The 16629-nt window shown below is 70.4% G+C and carries 9 protein-coding genes and 1 CRISPR repeat array; of the genes, 7 read left to right on the top strand and 2 right to left on the bottom strand.

The annotated features are described in order from the left end of the window. The first annotated feature begins 217 nt into the window (after window positions 1-217). The gene (locus ACR807_RS28115; protein ID WP_438924445.1) at window positions 218-1135 is read left to right on the top strand and encodes a bifunctional DNA primase/polymerase; all 918 of its coding nucleotides are present in this window, start codon (window positions 218-220) and stop codon (window positions 1133-1135) included. Window positions 1136-1265: 130 nt separating this feature from the next. Beyond that, window positions 1266-2270: a CRISPR direct-repeat array (repeat unit 28 nt; unit sequence GTCTTCCCCGCGCGAGCGGGGGTGGTCC). A gap of 1826 nt (window positions 2271-4096) precedes the next feature. Here the strand turns inward: ACR807_RS28115 and ACR807_RS28110 are convergent. Then, on the bottom strand, window positions 4097-5431 hold the full coding sequence (locus ACR807_RS28110) for an MFS transporter (protein ID WP_438924444.1): 1335 nt from the start codon (window positions 5429-5431) through the stop codon (window positions 4097-4099). 411 nt (window positions 5432-5842) lie between these two features. Between ACR807_RS28110 and ACR807_RS28105 the strand changes: the two genes are divergently transcribed. From ACR807_RS28105 to ACR807_RS28080, 6 genes are read left to right on the top strand one after another with little or no spacing between them, the layout of a single operon-like run. Then, window positions 5843-6163 carry an acyl carrier protein gene (locus ACR807_RS28105; RefSeq protein ID WP_438924443.1) on the top strand — a complete coding sequence of 107 codons (321 nt, stop codon included), beginning with the start codon at window positions 5843-5845 and terminating at the stop codon, window positions 6161-6163. Next, a complete protein-coding gene (locus tag ACR807_RS28100; protein ID WP_438924442.1) occupies window positions 6148-9135 on the top strand; it encodes a type I polyketide synthase in 2988 nt (995 codons plus the stop codon). Before ACR807_RS28105 ends, ACR807_RS28100 begins: the two co-directional genes overlap by 16 nt. A 9-nt stretch (window positions 9136-9144) precedes the next feature. Then, window positions 9145-10284, top strand: a complete 1140-nt coding sequence (locus tag ACR807_RS28095) for an acyl-CoA dehydrogenase family protein (RefSeq protein ID WP_438924441.1) — start codon at window positions 9145-9147, stop codon at window positions 10282-10284. Further along, complete coding sequence (locus ACR807_RS28090; RefSeq protein ID WP_438924440.1) at window positions 10281-11762, top strand: amino acid adenylation domain-containing protein; 1482 nt, start codon at window positions 10281-10283, stop codon at window positions 11760-11762. The genes ACR807_RS28095 and ACR807_RS28090 overlap by 4 nt, the downstream gene beginning before the upstream one ends. Continuing rightward, window positions 11759-13927: an FAD-dependent oxidoreductase gene (locus ACR807_RS28085; protein ID WP_438924439.1), complete on the top strand. Its 2169-nt coding sequence runs from the start codon at window positions 11759-11761 to the stop codon at window positions 13925-13927. Before ACR807_RS28090 ends, ACR807_RS28085 begins: the two co-directional genes overlap by 4 nt. Next, entirely contained in the window at window positions 13924-15249 is a 1326-nt protein-coding gene (locus ACR807_RS28080) for an aminotransferase class III-fold pyridoxal phosphate-dependent enzyme (RefSeq protein WP_438924438.1), read from the top strand. Before ACR807_RS28085 ends, ACR807_RS28080 begins: the two co-directional genes overlap by 4 nt. 42 nt (window positions 15250-15291) lie before the next feature. Here the strand turns inward: ACR807_RS28080 and ACR807_RS28075 are convergent, their stop codons facing one another. Further along, the gene (locus ACR807_RS28075; RefSeq protein WP_438924437.1) at window positions 15292-15774 is read right to left on the bottom strand and encodes a helix-turn-helix domain-containing protein; all 483 of its coding nucleotides are present in this window, start codon (window positions 15772-15774) and stop codon (window positions 15292-15294) included. Window positions 15775-16629: the final 855 nt, after the last annotated feature.

Below are 16629 nucleotides of genomic sequence, written 5' to 3'. Positions count from 1 at the left end.
GCACGGGCTGCGGCCCACCAGAACGGCGCGGAAGCAGAGCGCCGCGATCGCGCCAGCGTGGCAACGAGACCGCGCGCCTCAGTGGGGCACAGGGCCTGCGACCGCTCCACGGGAGCGCGGAGCTCTTCCGGTCGGGCCAGCTGGCCCGGCCCCGGCCCTGGCAGCTCACCCAGGCCGTGAGTCCGAACATCACCGACACCAAAAGGACTGAATTTCCTTGGACATCGCGACCACCGCTGGATCGCCGAGCACCAGTACACCCTCACTACCGCGCCTGATGCGCGTCGCGCTCAACGCCGCCCGCGACGGTCACCACGTCATCCCGCTGTGGCCACGCAGCAAAATCCCGAAGGACAAAGGCTGGCAATCCGTCGCCACCAGCGACCCCGAACGGATCCGCGACATCTGGAGCACCCGGCCGTTCAACATCGGCATCGCCTGCCGGCCCAGCGGGCTGTACGTGATCGACCTCGACGACGCCCACGGCCACCAACCACCGCCGCAGTGGGCAGGCGCCCGGCACGGCCGCGACGTCCTGACACGCCTCGCCGCAGCAGCTGGGCAGCCCTACCCGAACCGGACCTACACCGTGCGGACCCCCTCCGGCGGACAGCACCTGTACTTCCGCGCCCCCGTCGAGCCGGAGCTGCGCAACACGATCGGCCGCCTCGGATGGCGAATCGACACCCGCGGCGCCGGCGGCTACATCGTCGCCGCAGGCTCAGTAAGCAACCGCGGCATCTACCGGCCGATCACCCACGCGCCGATCGCCGCGCTGCCCCAATGGCTGATTCCCCTCCTGCTGCCGCCTACACCACCGACACCACCGCGCTCAACGAGCAAGGCACCACACCACCCGGACGCCTACCTCGACGCCATCGTCACCGGCGAAGCGGACAAGGTCCGCAGAGCCACTCCCGGGCAACGGCACGACAGCCTGCTACGCGCTGCGAACAAACTCGGTCGATGGGTGGGCGGCGGCGAACTCGACGAGCACGAAGTCCGCGCCGTGCTACATGCCGCCGCCGCCCAGCACCACGGAATCGAAGGCTGGAGCGCCCACGAAGCCGAGATCACTATCAGCGACGGGCTCACCTGGGGCATGCTCCGACCACGCAGGCTGAAACGCCTCTGACCTACCGTGAACGACGCAGAAATGCGTGTATGCCCTGACACGCTCCGCCAGACGTCAGAGCGATATTCGAGACTGCAGCGAACCGAATGAAAACGCGGGCATCGGCCTGTAACGTAGCAGCTCAGGAAGTGTCTTCCCCGCGCGAGCGGGGGTGGTCCGCTATCGCGATAGCGTTGCGCATCTCAGGGAGGGTCTTCCCCGCGCGAGCGGGGGTGGTCCCAACTGACCCCGGCAGGGGGCGCGACCAGCGCAGTCTTCCCCGCGCGAGCGGGGGTGGTCCGGTGATCGACGGCACGATCACCTCGTTGCCGGGGTCTTCCCCGCGCGAGCGGGGGTGGTCCCTGCATGAAGCCGGCCCGGTCAGGCCGGCGCCCGTCTTCCCCGCGCGAGCGGGGGTGGTCCCGCGACGTCCGCCGTCGTCGCACGGCCGTCGAGGTCTTCCCCGCGCGAGCGGGGGTGGTCCCAGGCCGCCCGCGGCCGCCGCCTGGCCCACGACGTCTTCCCCGCGCGAGCGGGGGTGGTCCCAGGCCGCCCGCGGCCGCCGCCTGGCCCACGACGTCTTCCCCGCGCGAGCGGGGGTGGTCCGCAGCCGCCAGTGGATGCGGTCCAGCTCCAGCAGTCTTCCCCGCGCGAGCGGGGGTGGTCCCCCGGTCAGCCAGTTCTTCCTGAACTTCGCGGTGTCTTCCCCGCGCGAGCGGGGGTGGTCCGAAGGCGGGACTCCGGATCGAGTGCGTCCGCATGTCTTCCCCGCGCGAGCGGGGGTGGTCCCAATTCGAGGTGAATCAGTACGTCAGTGTGGTGGTCTTCCCCGCGCGAGCGGGGGTGGTCCGCCCGGGTCGATCCACACCGCCGACGCGGAGCTGTCTTCCCCGTGCGAGCGGGGGTGGTCCCCTGAGTGCGGCACTCGCCGTACAGCACGAGGCGTCTTCCCCGCGCGAGCGGGGGTGGTCTGCGGCGTGGGACGCGACGTGACCGCGACGACCCCGTCTTCCCCGCGCGAGCGGGGGTGGTCCGCTGAACACCAGCGGGACCAGGACGACGACGAGGTCTTCCCCGCGCGAGCGGGGGTGGTCCCTCGGTGAACTCCTTCACCGTGCCGTTCGCCAGGTCTTCCCCGCGCGAGCGGGGGTGGTCCGCGATATGCCGATCGACGCCACCAGCAGGCACAGTCTTCTCCCATGGGAGCAGGGGTGGTCCGCCCGGCCCCACGACTCCCTACGGCGCCGGACGGTCTTCCCTGCGCAAGCGGGGATGGTCCCGCGAGGATCGCGCCGTCTTCCCCACGCGAGCAAGGGGTGCTCGCGGCGCCTACTGGTTGACGAGCAAATGCTGCCGGTCTTCTCCGCGCGAGCAAGGGTGGTGCGCTGTCACGCCGCTGCACGTGCTTCGCTCGACCGTCTTCCCCGGCGAGCCGGGTGGCCCGTTCCCGACCAGGGCGTAACAGCAGTCCTGGTCTGCCTTCCCGCGCAATCGGAGGCGGTCCGGACTGCCGCACGCCGACCGGGTCGGGTCGCACTTCTTTCCCTCGATCAGGGTCGTCTCAAGACCAGGATCGACAAGCAGGCCAGATGGATGGGACAGCACTGACGGCATCTGCACCGCAGACATCAGGGGGATATCCGATACCGCGGCGGACCGAATGAAAACGCGGGCATCGGCCTGTAACGTAGCAGCTCAGGAAGTGTCTTCCCCGCGCGAGCGGGGGTGGTCCCACCTGCCGCCAGAAGGACCACCCGATTCCCAGGTCTTCCCCGCGCGAGCGGGGGTGGTCCCACCGCGGCGTTGATCAGCATCAGCGTCTCGGCGTCTTCCCCGCGCGAGCGGGGGTGGTCCCGACTCGCTGCGCCAGTCGGGCAGGCGGACGATGTCTTCCCCGCGCGAGCGGGGGTGGTCCCCACATGCCGAGGCACACGCCCAGCCCGAGGAGGTCTTCCCCGCGCGAGCGGGGGTGGTCCTCGCCGAGATCGCCGAGATCTACCGGCGCGCGCGTCTTCCCCGCGCGAGCGGGGGTGGTCCGCCGTACGGCGGCGTCGCCATGTCGTCGGTCGGGTCTTCCCCGCGCGAGCGGGGGTGGTCCGCTCGCGACCGGGCTCATGGCGGGCGGCAACGCGTCTTCCCCGCGCGAGCGGGGGTGGTCCGTCGAAGGCGCTGGAGGAGCAGGGCGCGCAGCTGTCTTCCCCGCGCGAGCGGGGGTGGTCCCGGCGGACGTCGCGTACCTCGGGCGGCTGCCCTGTCTTCCCCGCGCGAGCGGGGGTGGTCCCACCCCGAGCGAGGCGCGGATGCCGCGCACGTGGTCTTCCCCGCGCGAGCGGGGGTGGTCCGGACCAGAAGATCACCCGGGTGGGCGGCTACGGGTCTTCCCCGCGCGAGCGGGGGTGGTCCCTGCCCAGCGCCACAGGACCGTCAGCCCTGCTGGTCTTCCCCGCGCGAGCGGGGGTGGTCCGTCCTCCGCACGCGCCGGGGGCTTGCCCTTCTGGGTCTTCCCCGCGCGAGCGGGGGTGGTCCTCACTGGAATGCGTGGCTGATTTCCGAGGACGAGTCTTCCCCGCGCGAGCGGGGGTGGTCCCCCCGGGCAGGGGCAGCACCAACCCACCAAGCCCGTCTTCCCCGCGCGAGCGGGGTGGTCCGGCGAGATCCGGCGGCGTGGCGGGCCGAGTCGCATCTTCCCCGCGCGAGCGGGGTGGTTCGCGCAGCAGCCCGCGCACGGGCGCCCCACGCTTGCCTTCCCCGCACGAGCAGGGGTGGTTCGTTCGGCAGCCTGCCCGGTGGCGGTTGGGGCGGTCTTCCCCGCGCAAGCAGGGGTGGCCCGGCTGGCGACTACCGGGCGGTGATACACACGGCGTCTCCCCGCGCGAGCGAGAGCCGTCCTCACACTTCACCTCAACGCCGGGTGAGGTTGGAAAGGTCCAATATATGCTTGACCATCAGCGATGACTTTCCAGCCGCACAGGACGTACCTGGTCATGCGGATGGTGTCGGCGATGTCCGCGTCATGTCCCACCTCTTGATAGCCAGGGCCAATGCCACGACTCCGGCGAGTCCGGCGGCCACGGCGAAGGCGATGACGTACCCGCGCCCTTCGACCGCCGATTCGCCGTCGACGAGCGAGGCGACGGTGACCAACACGGCGACCCCTAGTGCCGTCCCCACCTGTGCGGCGGTGTTAACCGCTCCTGCGGCTGTGCCCTGCCGCTCGCCGGGGAGGGCCGCCGTCGCGGCGTCGGTGGACGTCATCGCAGCCCAGGACAGTCCCAGTCCGGCTACGGCGACCGCGACCGCGAGCACCGGCAGCGACCGGGTCGCGGTCGCAACAGCCATTCCGCCCATGGACACGGCCACAACCGCGAGTCCCGTCGCCATCCCGATGCGCTCTGGCCGTCGCAGCCAGTACCCGCCTACGGATGACCCGACCACCACCATGATCGAGAACGGCAGCAACACCAAGCCCGTAAGCAGCGGACGGAGCCCGAAGAGGTCACCGGCAACCAGGGCCACCAACGTACCGGACGCACTGGTGGTGGCCGTGTTGACGAAGGCGACGCCGTTGGCGCGCAGGAAACGCCGGTGGGTAAGCGCCGACCACTCCAGGAGCGGGTCACGGCCGTACCGCTGGGTCAGCACGAAACCGCCGAGCGAGACCGCTCCCGCCACCAGCAGGACAGCCGGCAGCACCGGCGCGACACCGGGGATCCCCACCAAACCGGCGCCGATCACCAGCAGGACCAGCCCGGCGACGGCCGTGACAGTACCCACCGGGTCCAGACCTCGGCGCTTTGCAACCGGTGAATCGACCGGTACCACCCGCCACGACAGCGCGAGCACGACCCCTGCGACGACAGTCAGCAGCCAGAAGACCGCACGCCAGCCGACCAGGCCGACCATGACGCCGCCGGCTCCGAAGCCCAGCGCGCCCCCTCCAGCGGCGGCCGCCGTCCATGCGCTGATCGCCCTGCGACGCGGTACCCCCGACTTGAACGCCGTTGTCAGCAGAGCAAGCGCTGCTGGGGTAACCAGTGCGCCACCAACCCCTTGGATCGCCCTACCGATGAGGAGCACCACGCTCCCCGCGGCTGTGGCGCAGAGCATCGTGCCGATCCCCGTGACGACCAACCCGACGTGCAGCACGACCCGGCGCCCCACCACGTCAGACAGCCGCCCGGCGGCCAACAACAGGCCGCCGTACAGCACCGCATAAAGGCTCACGACCAGCTGCAGCCCACCACCGGCTAATCCCAGGTCCGCCCCGATCACCGGCAGGGCGACGATCACGACAGTGACGCCGAGCACTTCGAGCACTTGGGCTCCGCACAGCACTGCGATAAGCAGCACCGCGGGAGGGGGCAGCGGTGTGGTCGCCGAACCCGCCAGTCCTCGTGCTTTCCCCGGAAGCGACCCTGTCGCCGACCACCGCCTCGTGTTCACCCCCCCATGTTCGACGAGTGGCAGCCTTCACGCTGGGTGGTTCTTCCGTTACCGCCACCTCTGGCAGGTTGCCGACGGCGCGGGCGCAGCCGTGCCACATCCTGTCGGTAGTCGGCGTACGAGGTCCGGGACGGCGCGACGCCTGCAGACCGTGACGGCGCTCGTGGGTGGCGCGTGATCAACGGACGGCGCGAAGACGACACGGCGCGGCGTGGTTTTCCCGTTATCACCTTCCGCCTCCGGTCAACTCCGCAGAGGACCGGTCCCACACCGCAAGGAGTCACTTTGAACGTCGCCTCCACCGAAAAAACGATCTCCACCTATCTGGACGAGCACGTCCTGCGCCACACCGCGACCGGGCTGGAGAACGACACGCCTCTGCTGAGCACGGGGATCCTGAATTCCCTCACCCTCATGCAGCTCGTGTCGTTCCTGGAGACGCACTTCGAGGTCGAGGTGCCACTGGCGGAGGTCGTCGGACAGCGGTTCGCCACCGTGTCCGCTATCGCCGACCTGGTGTCGGAGCTGCGGTCGAACGGACCGGCACCGTTCTCGGTCGAAGGTGCTGCCGCCGCCGGCGGTCCCGCCATATGGACACGGCGATGAGTCCGGGGGTCGGCGAACCGATCGCCCTCCTCGACGCCGGAGTCCGGATCAAGGGCGCCCGGTCCACGGAGGAGTTCTGGGACCTGCTGCGCAGTGGAGCAGATCTGATCGGCGGCATGCCACTGGAGCGGGGCGACGACCCGCTCGCCCGCGGGGCCTTCCTCGACGACGTGGCTGGTTTCGACGCCGGGTACTTCGGGTTGTCCCCGCGCGAGGCCGAGAGCATGGATCCCCAGCACCGGCTTCTGCTGGAGGTCACCTCGGAGGCGCTCCTGCGCATCGGAACCACCCGCGCGGCGGCCGAGGGAACCCGGACCGGCGTCTACGTCGGGCTGCTCGCCTCGGACTACCTCCACCTCCAGCTACGCGGAGCAGGTGCCGACCCGGAGGACCGCTACTGGCTCACCGGTAGCGACCCCGCCTTCGCCGCCGGGCGGATCTCCTACCTGCTCGGGTTGCGCGGCCCGGCGTTCACGGTGAACTCGGCGTGCTCGTCGTCGTTGCTCGCCGTCCACCTCGCCTGTCAGGCCCTGCGGATGCGTGAGTGCGACCTCGCGCTGGCCGGTGGGGCCAATCTCATCCTGGCACCGGACATCGCCGCTTTCATGTCGCGAGTCGGCGCCCTGTCGCCATCCGGCCGTTCGCGGCCGTTCGCGGCGGACGCCGACGGCATGGTGCGGGGCGAGGGCGCGATCGTGCTGGCGCTCAAACGGTGGAGCGACGCCCGCGAGAGCGGGGATGACATCCTGGCCGTCCTGCGCGGCTCGTCAGTCAACCACGACGGCCGCAGTGCCGGTCTCACCGTGCCCAACGGGCAGGCCCAACGGCGCCTCTACACCGACGCCACTGTCGTAGCGGGCGTGCGGGCGGAGGAGGTCGGCTACCTCGAGGCGCATGGAACCGGCACCCAGTTGGGCGACAGGATCGAGCTCGAGTCGCTCGACGCCGTCTACGGTCGCGACGCGGCGACCGGTCCGTTCGTCGGTTCGATCAAGGCGAACCTGGGCCACCTCGATGCGGCGGCGGGGGTGGCGGGCCTTCTCAAGGCGGCGTTGGTCGTGCGGCACGGCGAGGTGCCCGTGCAACTGCACGCCTCGGAGCTGACGCCGCTGGCCCGCCGTTCCTCATTCGGGATGCGGGTGCCGCAGCGGCTGGAGCCGTGGCCTGGCGGCCCCCGTCCACGCAGCGCCGCAGTCAGCTCGTTCGGCCTGAGTGGCACCAACGTCCACGTGCTGGTGCAGCAGGCTGATCCGGTCAAGCCGCCATCGACCCCGCGTGACGGGCGGGGCGCACCGGGCGGGTCGACACTGCTGTTGCTGAGCCATCCGTCCCGCCGCGGTCTCGCCGAAACCGCGGTCGCTTACGCCGATGTCCTGAGCACCCGGGCCGACCGCCTCGCACCGCTCGCCGCCACTGCGGTCCGACATCGTGACCGCTACGATGAGCGGCTGGCCCTGGTGGCCGCGGACGGCGAGAGCGCGGCCCGCTCCCTCGCCGAAGGCATCGCGTCGCCGGACGTGCGTGTGGGACGGGTCCTGGACGACCCGGGCCCCGGGCCGGTCTTCGTCTTCAGCGGTCAGGGCACCGAGTGGCCCGGCATGCTTGACGGACCCGACGGGGCGGGGGTGGTGTTCCGCACGGCGCTCGACCGCTGCCGTCGCGCTGCGGCCGGCCTGGGGGAGCATCGGCTCGCGGGGCTGCTCGACGATCCGTCCAGCGACGACGTCACCGATCCGGCGCTGACCCCGGGCGCGACCTTCGCGCTCCAAGTCGCCCAGGCTGCGATGTGGCAGCACCTCGGGGTGCGGCCGGGTGCCGTCATCGGCCACAGTCTCGGCGAGGTGGCGGCCGCGTACGTGGCCGGGGTGGTGGGGCTGAGCGACGCCCTGCGGATCGTACAAACCAGGACCCACTTGATGAACGCCGCGGGGCCCACTGGACGGATGCTCGCCACCGGCCTGTCACCAGCGGAGGCCGCCGAGGCCGTCTCGGGTACCGCGATCGAGATCGCGTGCGTCAATGCCGACCGGTCGTGCACGCTGGCCGGCCCGGCCGAAGAGATCGCCGAGCTGGCAGATCGCTTGACGCGCGAGAGCACGTTCGCGCGAGTGCTCGGCGGGCAGCACGCCTTCCACAGCCGCGCGATGCACCCGTTCACCGTTCCCCTGCGCCAGAAGCTGGCAGGGCTGCGCCACCAGGAGTCCGCGGTGCGGCGCTACTCGTCCACTGCCGCAGAGCCCACCGACGACCCGGTCGAAGAGTGGGTGGCGAACATGGTCCGGCCAGTGCACTTCTCGGCAGCGGTACGCCGCGCGCTGGCCGACGGGTGGACGATCTTCATCGAGCTGGGGCCTGGGCGGGCACTGGGGCGCGCCGTCGCCGAGCTCGCCGCCACGGCATCCGTACCGGCGGTGGTGACCAGTTCGGCTCGTCGTGGGACGCCTGCGCGAACCCACCTGCTCACAGCCGTGGGGGATCTGTTCGTGGCGGGCGCAGACGTCGACGTCGACGTGCTGGTTCCCGGACCGGGCCTGCCGGCCGCCGCACCGACCTACGCGTGGCAGCGGGAGCCGCTGTGGTCCACGCCCGCCGACCGCGCCGAAGACCTGTCCGACCAGCGCACGGCACCACGGGTCCGGGCAGTCGACCCGGCCATCGGTGCGCCGGCCGCAGGTCCCCCGCCGGTGGTTTCACCCCGGGTGTTCCCACCACCGGCAGTGCCGCAGGACACAGCGGATGACAGCGTTGCGGGGCAGGTCACCGTCGTGGTGCGGTCCGTGCTCGGTCTCGCACCCCACACCCGCCTCGACGGCCGGACCGCGCTGGCCGACCTCGGCATGGATTCCGTCGGTGCCGGCGAGCTGCGCAGTGGGCTGCACCGCCTGGGCATCGCCCTCGGCCAGGACTTCGTTCTGGGCACAAGCAGCCTCGACGGCCTGATCGGCACCATCGTCGCCACAGCCCGTGACTGAGAGGCAACGATGGACTTCGCCTTCTCCCCCGACCGGCTGACCCGGTTCGCCGACGTCGTCGACGGTGCCCGGCGGCTGAACACCGGCTCGGGGACCGGCCCGGAGCAGAGGTTCGACCGCGATCGTTGGAATGCTTTGGCGGAGCTGGGAATCCTGGGCCTGTCGATCCCCCGCGAGTTCGGTGGGTCCGGCCTCGGTGCCGTCGACACCGCCCACGCCCTCGAGGCCCTCGGCTACGGCTGCACTGACACCGGTCTGGCCTTCTCCGCTGCGGCGCACCTACTGGCGTGTTGCATGCCAGTGGTCCTGCACGGGACGCCCGCGGCCAAGAAGCGGCTGCTGCCGGGGCTCGCAGACGGCTCACTGGTGGCGGGCAACGCCGTCACCGAGGCCGAACACGGCAGTGACATCTCCGTGCCCGGCACGGCGGTGGTCCCCGATGGGGATGGACTGCGCATCACCGGTACCAAGTCCTACGTCAGCAACGGCCCGGTCGCCGACTTCTACGTCGTCCTGGGGACCGCAGATCCCGCATCGGGTTTCCTCGGTACGGTCGCGGTGGTGGTCGACCGCCACCAGCCGGGTGTGCGGGTTGGGCCGGCCTTCGCGAAGATGGGCTTGCACAGCTGTGCGGCGAGCATCGTCGAGTTCGCCGGCGCTTACGCCCCTGCCGACCAGCAGCTCGGCTCCGCGGGTGGCGGTCATGCCGTGTTCCAGGACTCGATGCGCTGGGAACGCAGCTGCCTGTTCGCCTGCTACGTCGGGATGCTCCAGCGCCAGTTCGAGCTGTGTCGGGATTTCGCGCGCAAGCGCAGGCAGTTCGGCAGACCGATCTCGGCCAACCAGGCGGTGTCGCACCGGTTGGTGGACATGTACGGGCGTTGGCAGAGCGCCCGGCTGATGCTCTACAAAGCCTGCTGGAGCCTTGACCGGGACGCGTCGGAGACGACCGACGTCGCCCTGGCCAAGCTTGCCGTCAGCGAGGCCGCCGTCGCGTCCAGCCTGGACGCCATCCAGGTGTTCGGTGGAGCGGGGTACCTGGCCGAGCAGGGGGTCGAGCAGATGCTGCGCGACGCCGTGCCCACCACCCTCTTCTCCGGAACGTCCGAGATGCAACGCGAGATGATCGCCAGGGAGCTTCAACTGTGAGACTCGAGGAACTGCTGCGCACCGCGGCGCGCTCATACCCCCATCACCTGGCCGTAGACGACGGACGGCGCGCCTGGAGCTACGCGGAGATCGACCTGCTCGCCACGGACCTCACCAGGGCGCTGGCCCGGTCAGGTGTTCGCCCCGGTGACCGGGTCGCGGTGCTGGCCGAGAAGTCCGGTCCGGTGCTGGCGGCGTTCCAGGCGGTCCTCAGGCTCGGTGCCGCCTACGTCCCGCTCGACCCGGGCAGTCCGGACTCCCGGGTCGCTTCGATCCTCACCGATTGCACCCCGGCGGCGATCATCACCGACCGCTGCGGCCCTCTGCCGGAGGACGGCCGCGGTGCCGCGGTGCTGCGACTCCACGACGACGTCGTCGACCACGGTGACGGGGACGGCACCGAGCCTGGCGAAGAACCGCGCGGTACCGCAGACGACTTGGCCTACATCCTCTACACCTCCGGCTCGACCGGCGCACCGAAAGGCGTCTGCATCAGCCACCGCAACGCGCTGGCCTTCGTGGACTGGGCAGTGGATGCCTGCGCGATCACGGCAGGGGATCGCCTGGCCAACCACGCCTCCTTCGCGTTCGACATCTCGGTGCTCGACATCTACGCGGCGTTCGCCCGTGCGGCCTCGGTGCACCTGGTGCCGCGGACGCTGTCCTACAGCCCTCGTGCGCTGGCGCGGTTCCTGGTGCAGCAGGCCGTCACGGTCTGGTACTCCGTTCCCTCCGCCCTCGTGCTCATGGCGGAGCTGGGTGGTCTGCACGACCTCGACCTGTCCCGGTTACGGGTCGTCCTGTTCGCCGGGGAGCCCTACCCGATCGAACACCTCCGCAAGCTTCGCCTGCAGCTGCCCGACGCCCTGCTCATGAATCTGTACGGGCCGACGGAAACCAACGTCTGCACGGCTTACACGGTGCCTGCCGACCTTCCGGGGCATCTCGACCGGCCGGTCCCGATCGGCTCGGCCGTCAGCGGGGACGAGGTGTGGGCACAACTCGACGACGGTGGACGGGCCGGCGTCGGGGAGGAGGGTCAGCTCCTGGTGAGCGGTCCGACCGTGATGCTCGGTTACTGGGGCCGGGACCGCCAACCCCCGAGGTATGAAACCGGGGACAACGTCCGAGTGCTCGAGGACGGGGTGTTCGAGTACCTCGGCAGGCTCGACCAGATGGTGAAGGTCCGGGGGCACCGCGTCGAACTCGGCGACATCGAGGCGGCGATCCAAACCCATCCCGTCGTGGACCGCGCCGTCGTCGTGGCGGACGGCTTCGGCCTGGATGTCCGCCTGGTCGCCTTCCTGCAGGTCAAACCCGGCAGTGACGTGACGCTCGCGTCGACCAGGTCGTGGCTGGCGCAACGACTGCCCGCGTACATGTCCATCGACGACGTCCGGGTCGTTCCAGAACTGCCCCGTACCGACAACGGCAAGGTCGACCGCCTGCGGCTGCACCAGACGGTGGCGGCACGATGAGCCGGCACGCGGTGTCGCCGGCACGCGCGAGCGATGCGGAGACCGCACCGGACCGAATCTGGGACGTCTGCATCGTCGGCAGCGGAGCCAGTGGCGCGGTGGCCGCGGAACGTCTCTCCGCCTCCGGGCTGAGCGTCGTCGTCCTCGAAGAGGGACCACGGCTCGGCCGGGGCACCACCTACGAGCAGATCAGGGCCTGCACACCGCCGACGCTCGTGCGCGACGCCCGCGGCCGGTGGACGCCGACGGGCAACGGCTACACCGTGCGTGCGCTCGGCGGGGGCACCGTCTTCTACGCCGGCATCTCCTTCCGGTACCGCGATGTCGATTTCGACGCCACCGGGCATGTGGTCGGCGACCTCGACCCGCGCTGGCCGCTCTCGCCGGCCGAGTTGCGCCCGTGGTACGACGCGGTCGAGGCCCGGCTCGGCGTGGCCCGGCTGGCGGGCGCCGATCCGCTGGAACCGGCGGGTGCGCCGCCGCCGCTGCCACCACACCGGGCAAGCCCGCGCGGGAGGATCCTGCGGGACGCCGGACTGGCGATCGGGTGGCGGCCGTTCCCGACCCCCTTGGCGATCAACTCCACGACCAACCCGACCCGGTCGGTGTGCGACCGGATCGGTGCCTGTACCGAGCGGCGGTGTCCGGTCGGCGCCAAGGCCGACGTGCTCGACCGCATCCTCACACCGTCCGTGGACGTGGACGGCATGGTGGTGCGGACCGATGCGAAGGCCATACGACTGGTCCAGACGGGACCGCACCGGGTGGACGCCGTCGAGTGGGTGGACACCAGGCAGCACAGCCGGCACCACACCGCCGCCCGCTACGTCCTGCTCGCCGCGAACGCGGTGCAGTCCGCAGCGCTGCTGCTGCGCTCCGCCTCCCGCTGGGCACCAGCAGGTCTCGGCAACCACGCGAGGATGGTCGGTCGCGGACTGTCGTTCAAGGTGAGCGGCTACAGCGAGGGAGAGCTGGCTGACCTGGCGATGCCGGCGGCGGGCACCGAGGATCGCAACGGCATGCACTCCACCGTCGCCTTCTCCGACCTCTACCTCGACCCGACCTTCCCCACCGGGCTGGGCGGACTCCTGTACGAGGCCAACCCGGTCGTGAGCGACCCGGACGCGACCCGCCGCACCCTGCGGGTGCACTACCTCGCCGGTGACCAGCCCATGACGACCAACCGGGTGCTGCTGGCGAACACGACCGACCCGTTCGGTCTCCCGCACGTCGCCATGGACTACCGCACCCACCCGGTCGACACCCTCAGGCTCGACCACCTCGCGTCGGCAGCCGAGGTCCTCCTGCGCGAGGCGGGCGCCACCGGTGTTCATCGGACGGCCTCGCTGTACCGGACCGGCTCCAGCCACCTGCACGGCACCTGCCGCGCCGGCAAAGACCCGGGAACCTCCGTCGCGGACCCCGACGGCCGCCTGCACGACATCGACAACGTGCACGTCATCGACGGCGGCTACCTGCCCTTCGCGGGCGGGGTCAACCCGACGCTGACCATCCAGGCCAACGCCACCCGCATCAGCGAGATCGTCGCCCGGCAACTGCGCTCCGGACCGGCAGCCCCCGTCAACCCCGATCGAGGAGGACTCCACGTGAACGCCCCCGTGACCGACGTCCGTTTAGTCCCCTACACCGATGACATGCGCTCGACCGTAGAACCCTGGTTCGACGACGAAGCGGTCGAACGCCGGCTCGGCGGCCGCGACTGGTTCCACGGCCAACTCGCCCTCAGCCACGACCGCGGGCAGCGCGCGGTCCGCGGGGCGAAGGTCCTCGGGCACTACGCGTGGGTAACCGTGGCAGAGCGGTCGTCCGAGCCGTTGGCCTTCCACACCGGCGAGGTCTACGACCGGTTCAACCTGCACGAGCAGGCTGCGGACGGCAGTCTCACGGTGATCACGGTCGACTCGCGTGCCGCAGCGGGCTTCGCAGGAGTCGTCGCGCCGCAGCACCGGAACAAGGGCTACGGACAGGCCACCGTCCGGGCGCTGCCGGGCGTGCCGGAGCTATCCGGCGTGGCGGTCGTCTACACCGGGGTCGAGGCCGACAACCACTCGAGCAGGCGAGCGCTGCTCAACGCCGGCTACGAGCTGATCCGCCCCGTACCGGACTTCGAGAACCGCGTCTACTTCAGCCGGATCGCGCGATGAGCGCCGCACCCGCGCCGGCCGGGACGACGGGCACCGACCGGGAGCTTCAGCTCGAACGGGCGCTCGCGGTCACCTCGTCGCCCCGCTGGGACCTCGACAAGCGGTTCCCGCTCGTCGTCGACCGCGCCGAGGGCGCGTACGTATGGGACCTGGACGGCACCCGCTACACCGACCTGACCTCGTGCAGCGGTGCCGCGCCGCTCGGCTCCGGCAGACCTGAAGTGATCGGGGCCATGATCGCCGAGCTGCGCCACTCCGGCGGCATCGCACCGGCAACGGTCTCGCGAGCGCGCACCGACGTCGCCGAACTGCTCGTCGACGCGATGCCCTGTGCCGAGCGGGTGGTGTTCCTCCGAACCGGATCCTGCGCCACCACTGCGGCAGCTCGGGCGGCCCGTGTCAGCACAGGACGCCCGGTCCTCCTCACGGCGGGCTACCACGGCTGGCACGACTGGCAACTGCAGTACAAGCCGGACATGCGCGTCGAGGGCCGGGATCCGGCGACGATCGACTTCGGCTACGACCTCGAGGTGCTGGCCGGGCTGCTGCGGGAGCACCGGGGTGCCGTCGCGGGGGTCTTCCTGACTCCGGAGGTCAACTTCTTCCCCCCGGAGTTCGCCCGCGGCGTCGAGGAGCTGGCCAGGGAGCACGGTGCCCTGTTCATGCTCGACGAGATCATCCTCAGCCTGCGCTACGCCGCAGGCGGCTACCACGGGCACCACGGGCTCGCCCCGGACCTGATAACGATGAGCAAGGGCATCGCCAACGGCACTGCGCTGTCGGCCGTGCTCGGGCGGGCCGAGGTGCTGGAGGCGCTGGAGCACACCTACGTCGGCAACACCTACCAGCGCGAGACGACCCCCTTCGCCGCTGCGCTGGCGTCGCTGCCGATCATGACCGACCCGGCGACACTGGCCCGGGTCCACCAGCTCGGGACGACCGTGATGGACGGCCTCAACGCACTGTTCGACGAGTTCGACACCGCCGCCGTCGCCCTGCGCCACCCTGCGGTCTTCCACGTGGTCTTCGAGGACCTCGACCTCGGCGAGCGCTGTTACGCCGGGCTCCGCCGGGCCGGCTTCCTCGCCGAGTTCGGCGGTACCCACATGCTCTCCTGCGCAATGAGCGACTCCGACGTGGCCGGTCTGTTGCGGGCGTTCCGGTCGATCCTGCAGAACGCGCGGAGCCGGTCCGGGAAACCGCAGGACCGCAGCGCACTGAGCCGTCCGTCGTGGGAACCTGCGATAGCCTTCGGGCGACAGGCGTTCGGAGCGACCAGGCGCACCGTCGAGCGCTGGTGGCAGCCGCCGTTCGACACCTGATCCGACCGCCCGGGGTCCGTGGCGGTCACCGGCTCTGAAGGATCACGCCATCTCCTTCTCGAACAGACCGCAGCGCGCCGCCAGCACGAGCGCGTCGCTGCGGTTGTGCACCCCGAGCCTGCTGTAGAGGTCGCGCAGCAGGCGGTGCATCGCGCGCTCGGAGTAGCCCGCGGTGCGCGCGAGGTGCGCGATGGTGGAGCCGCGCCCCAGTTCGTGCAGCCAGCGGAGCTGACTGTCGGACACCCAGGCCAGGTCATCCGGGATGCGCCGCTCCGGCCGAACGAGTTGCAGGGCGATGGACGCGGGGAGCATGACGAAGCCGCTGGCCGCGGCGGTGATCGTTACCACCAACTGCTCGGTCGTGGAGTCCCACGCGCACACGCCGTCCGCACCGACCCTGATGGCGGCCGCCGCAGCCGTGCCCGTCGTTTCGCGCAGCAGGGCCACGACGTGGGTGTTGTCGAGACGGGTGTACTCGAGCAGTTGCTTCGCGGCGCTCCCCGGGCCGTCGACCACCACGAGCACGGCGCATCGTTCCTGCTTCTCGGCCCAGCGGAGCGGGTCCTGTGGATCCGACGGGCCGCAGCCCCGTGCGGCAAGTGCCAACATCAGACCCCTCCGATAAGCTGGCGGCGCGTTCACGATAGCGACTGGAAGGAGCCCGCCTGCTGTGATGCTTAAATCTTCCACGTCTTCTATGCTCACACCTCCATCACACCATCTGTCGGCAATGATCGCATCCAGCTCGATCCTCGGACTTGTTCCACCGCAACAGCACTGAGGCGAAGACCCGGAACACATCCACCCCGCAAATCTCGTTGCATGCGGTGAGCGCGGCAACGCCGCCGTGTCCGTCATTACATCCTCGGTGTCGCAGCAGCGCCAAGAGCGACCACGGAATACACAATCCATCTACTCGCAGTGGTCAACGACCATGGTTCTTCTTCCCTGATGGCGGCGTCGACTCCCTGCGGCGTCACCGGAAGAGGTCGTCGCACCCGGTGTGCCTGCCGATAACCTCATCAATGCAGGTGAGACGCGTGAGCAGGACAAGGGCTCGAGCAGCCCGCAGAAGTGCCCGTGATCCACACTTCGTCGACCGTCCTGGCATGATGACCGACTGCGCTGCTCCGACCGGCCTACCCGGGCGTGCCCAAGGTGTTCGCACTGCCGCGCCTGCCGCCCTTGAGCGACCGGGACAAAGGCACGGATATCCCGGCACTGCGGTACCAAATTATACTCCTGGATGCCAACCGGACTAGGTCGTATTTCAAAGGTGGCGACCGGCGGCGTGCGGTGACCACAATGTGGCGAGACATTCGGCACAGAGGTTGAATTCGTATCGCGGATTGAACCGGCCCCGCGACGGTTCTTGATCAT

Source organism: Saccharothrix sabaoui, assembly GCF_051756985.1.
Classification (GTDB): domain Bacteria; phylum Actinomycetota; class Actinomycetes; order Mycobacteriales; family Pseudonocardiaceae; genus Actinosynnema.
This window is presented reverse-complemented; position numbering and strand designations above follow the sequence as displayed.

Bases quoted from the DNA above. Each gene is read 5' to 3' on its own strand.
- ACR807_RS28085 (WP_438924439.1), top strand. From the start codon at position 11,759: ATGAGCCGGCACGCGGTGTCGCCGGCACGCGCGAGCGATGCGGAGACC.
- ACR807_RS28095 (WP_438924441.1), top strand. From the start codon at position 9,145: ATGGACTTCGCCTTCTCCCCCGACCGGCTGACCCGGTTCGCCGACGTC.
- ACR807_RS28080 (WP_438924438.1), top strand. From the start codon at position 13,924: ATGAGCGCCGCACCCGCGCCGGCCGGGACGACGGGCACCGACCGGGAG.
- ACR807_RS28100 (WP_438924442.1), top strand. From the start codon at position 6,148: ATGGACACGGCGATGAGTCCGGGGGTCGGCGAACCGATCGCCCTCCTC.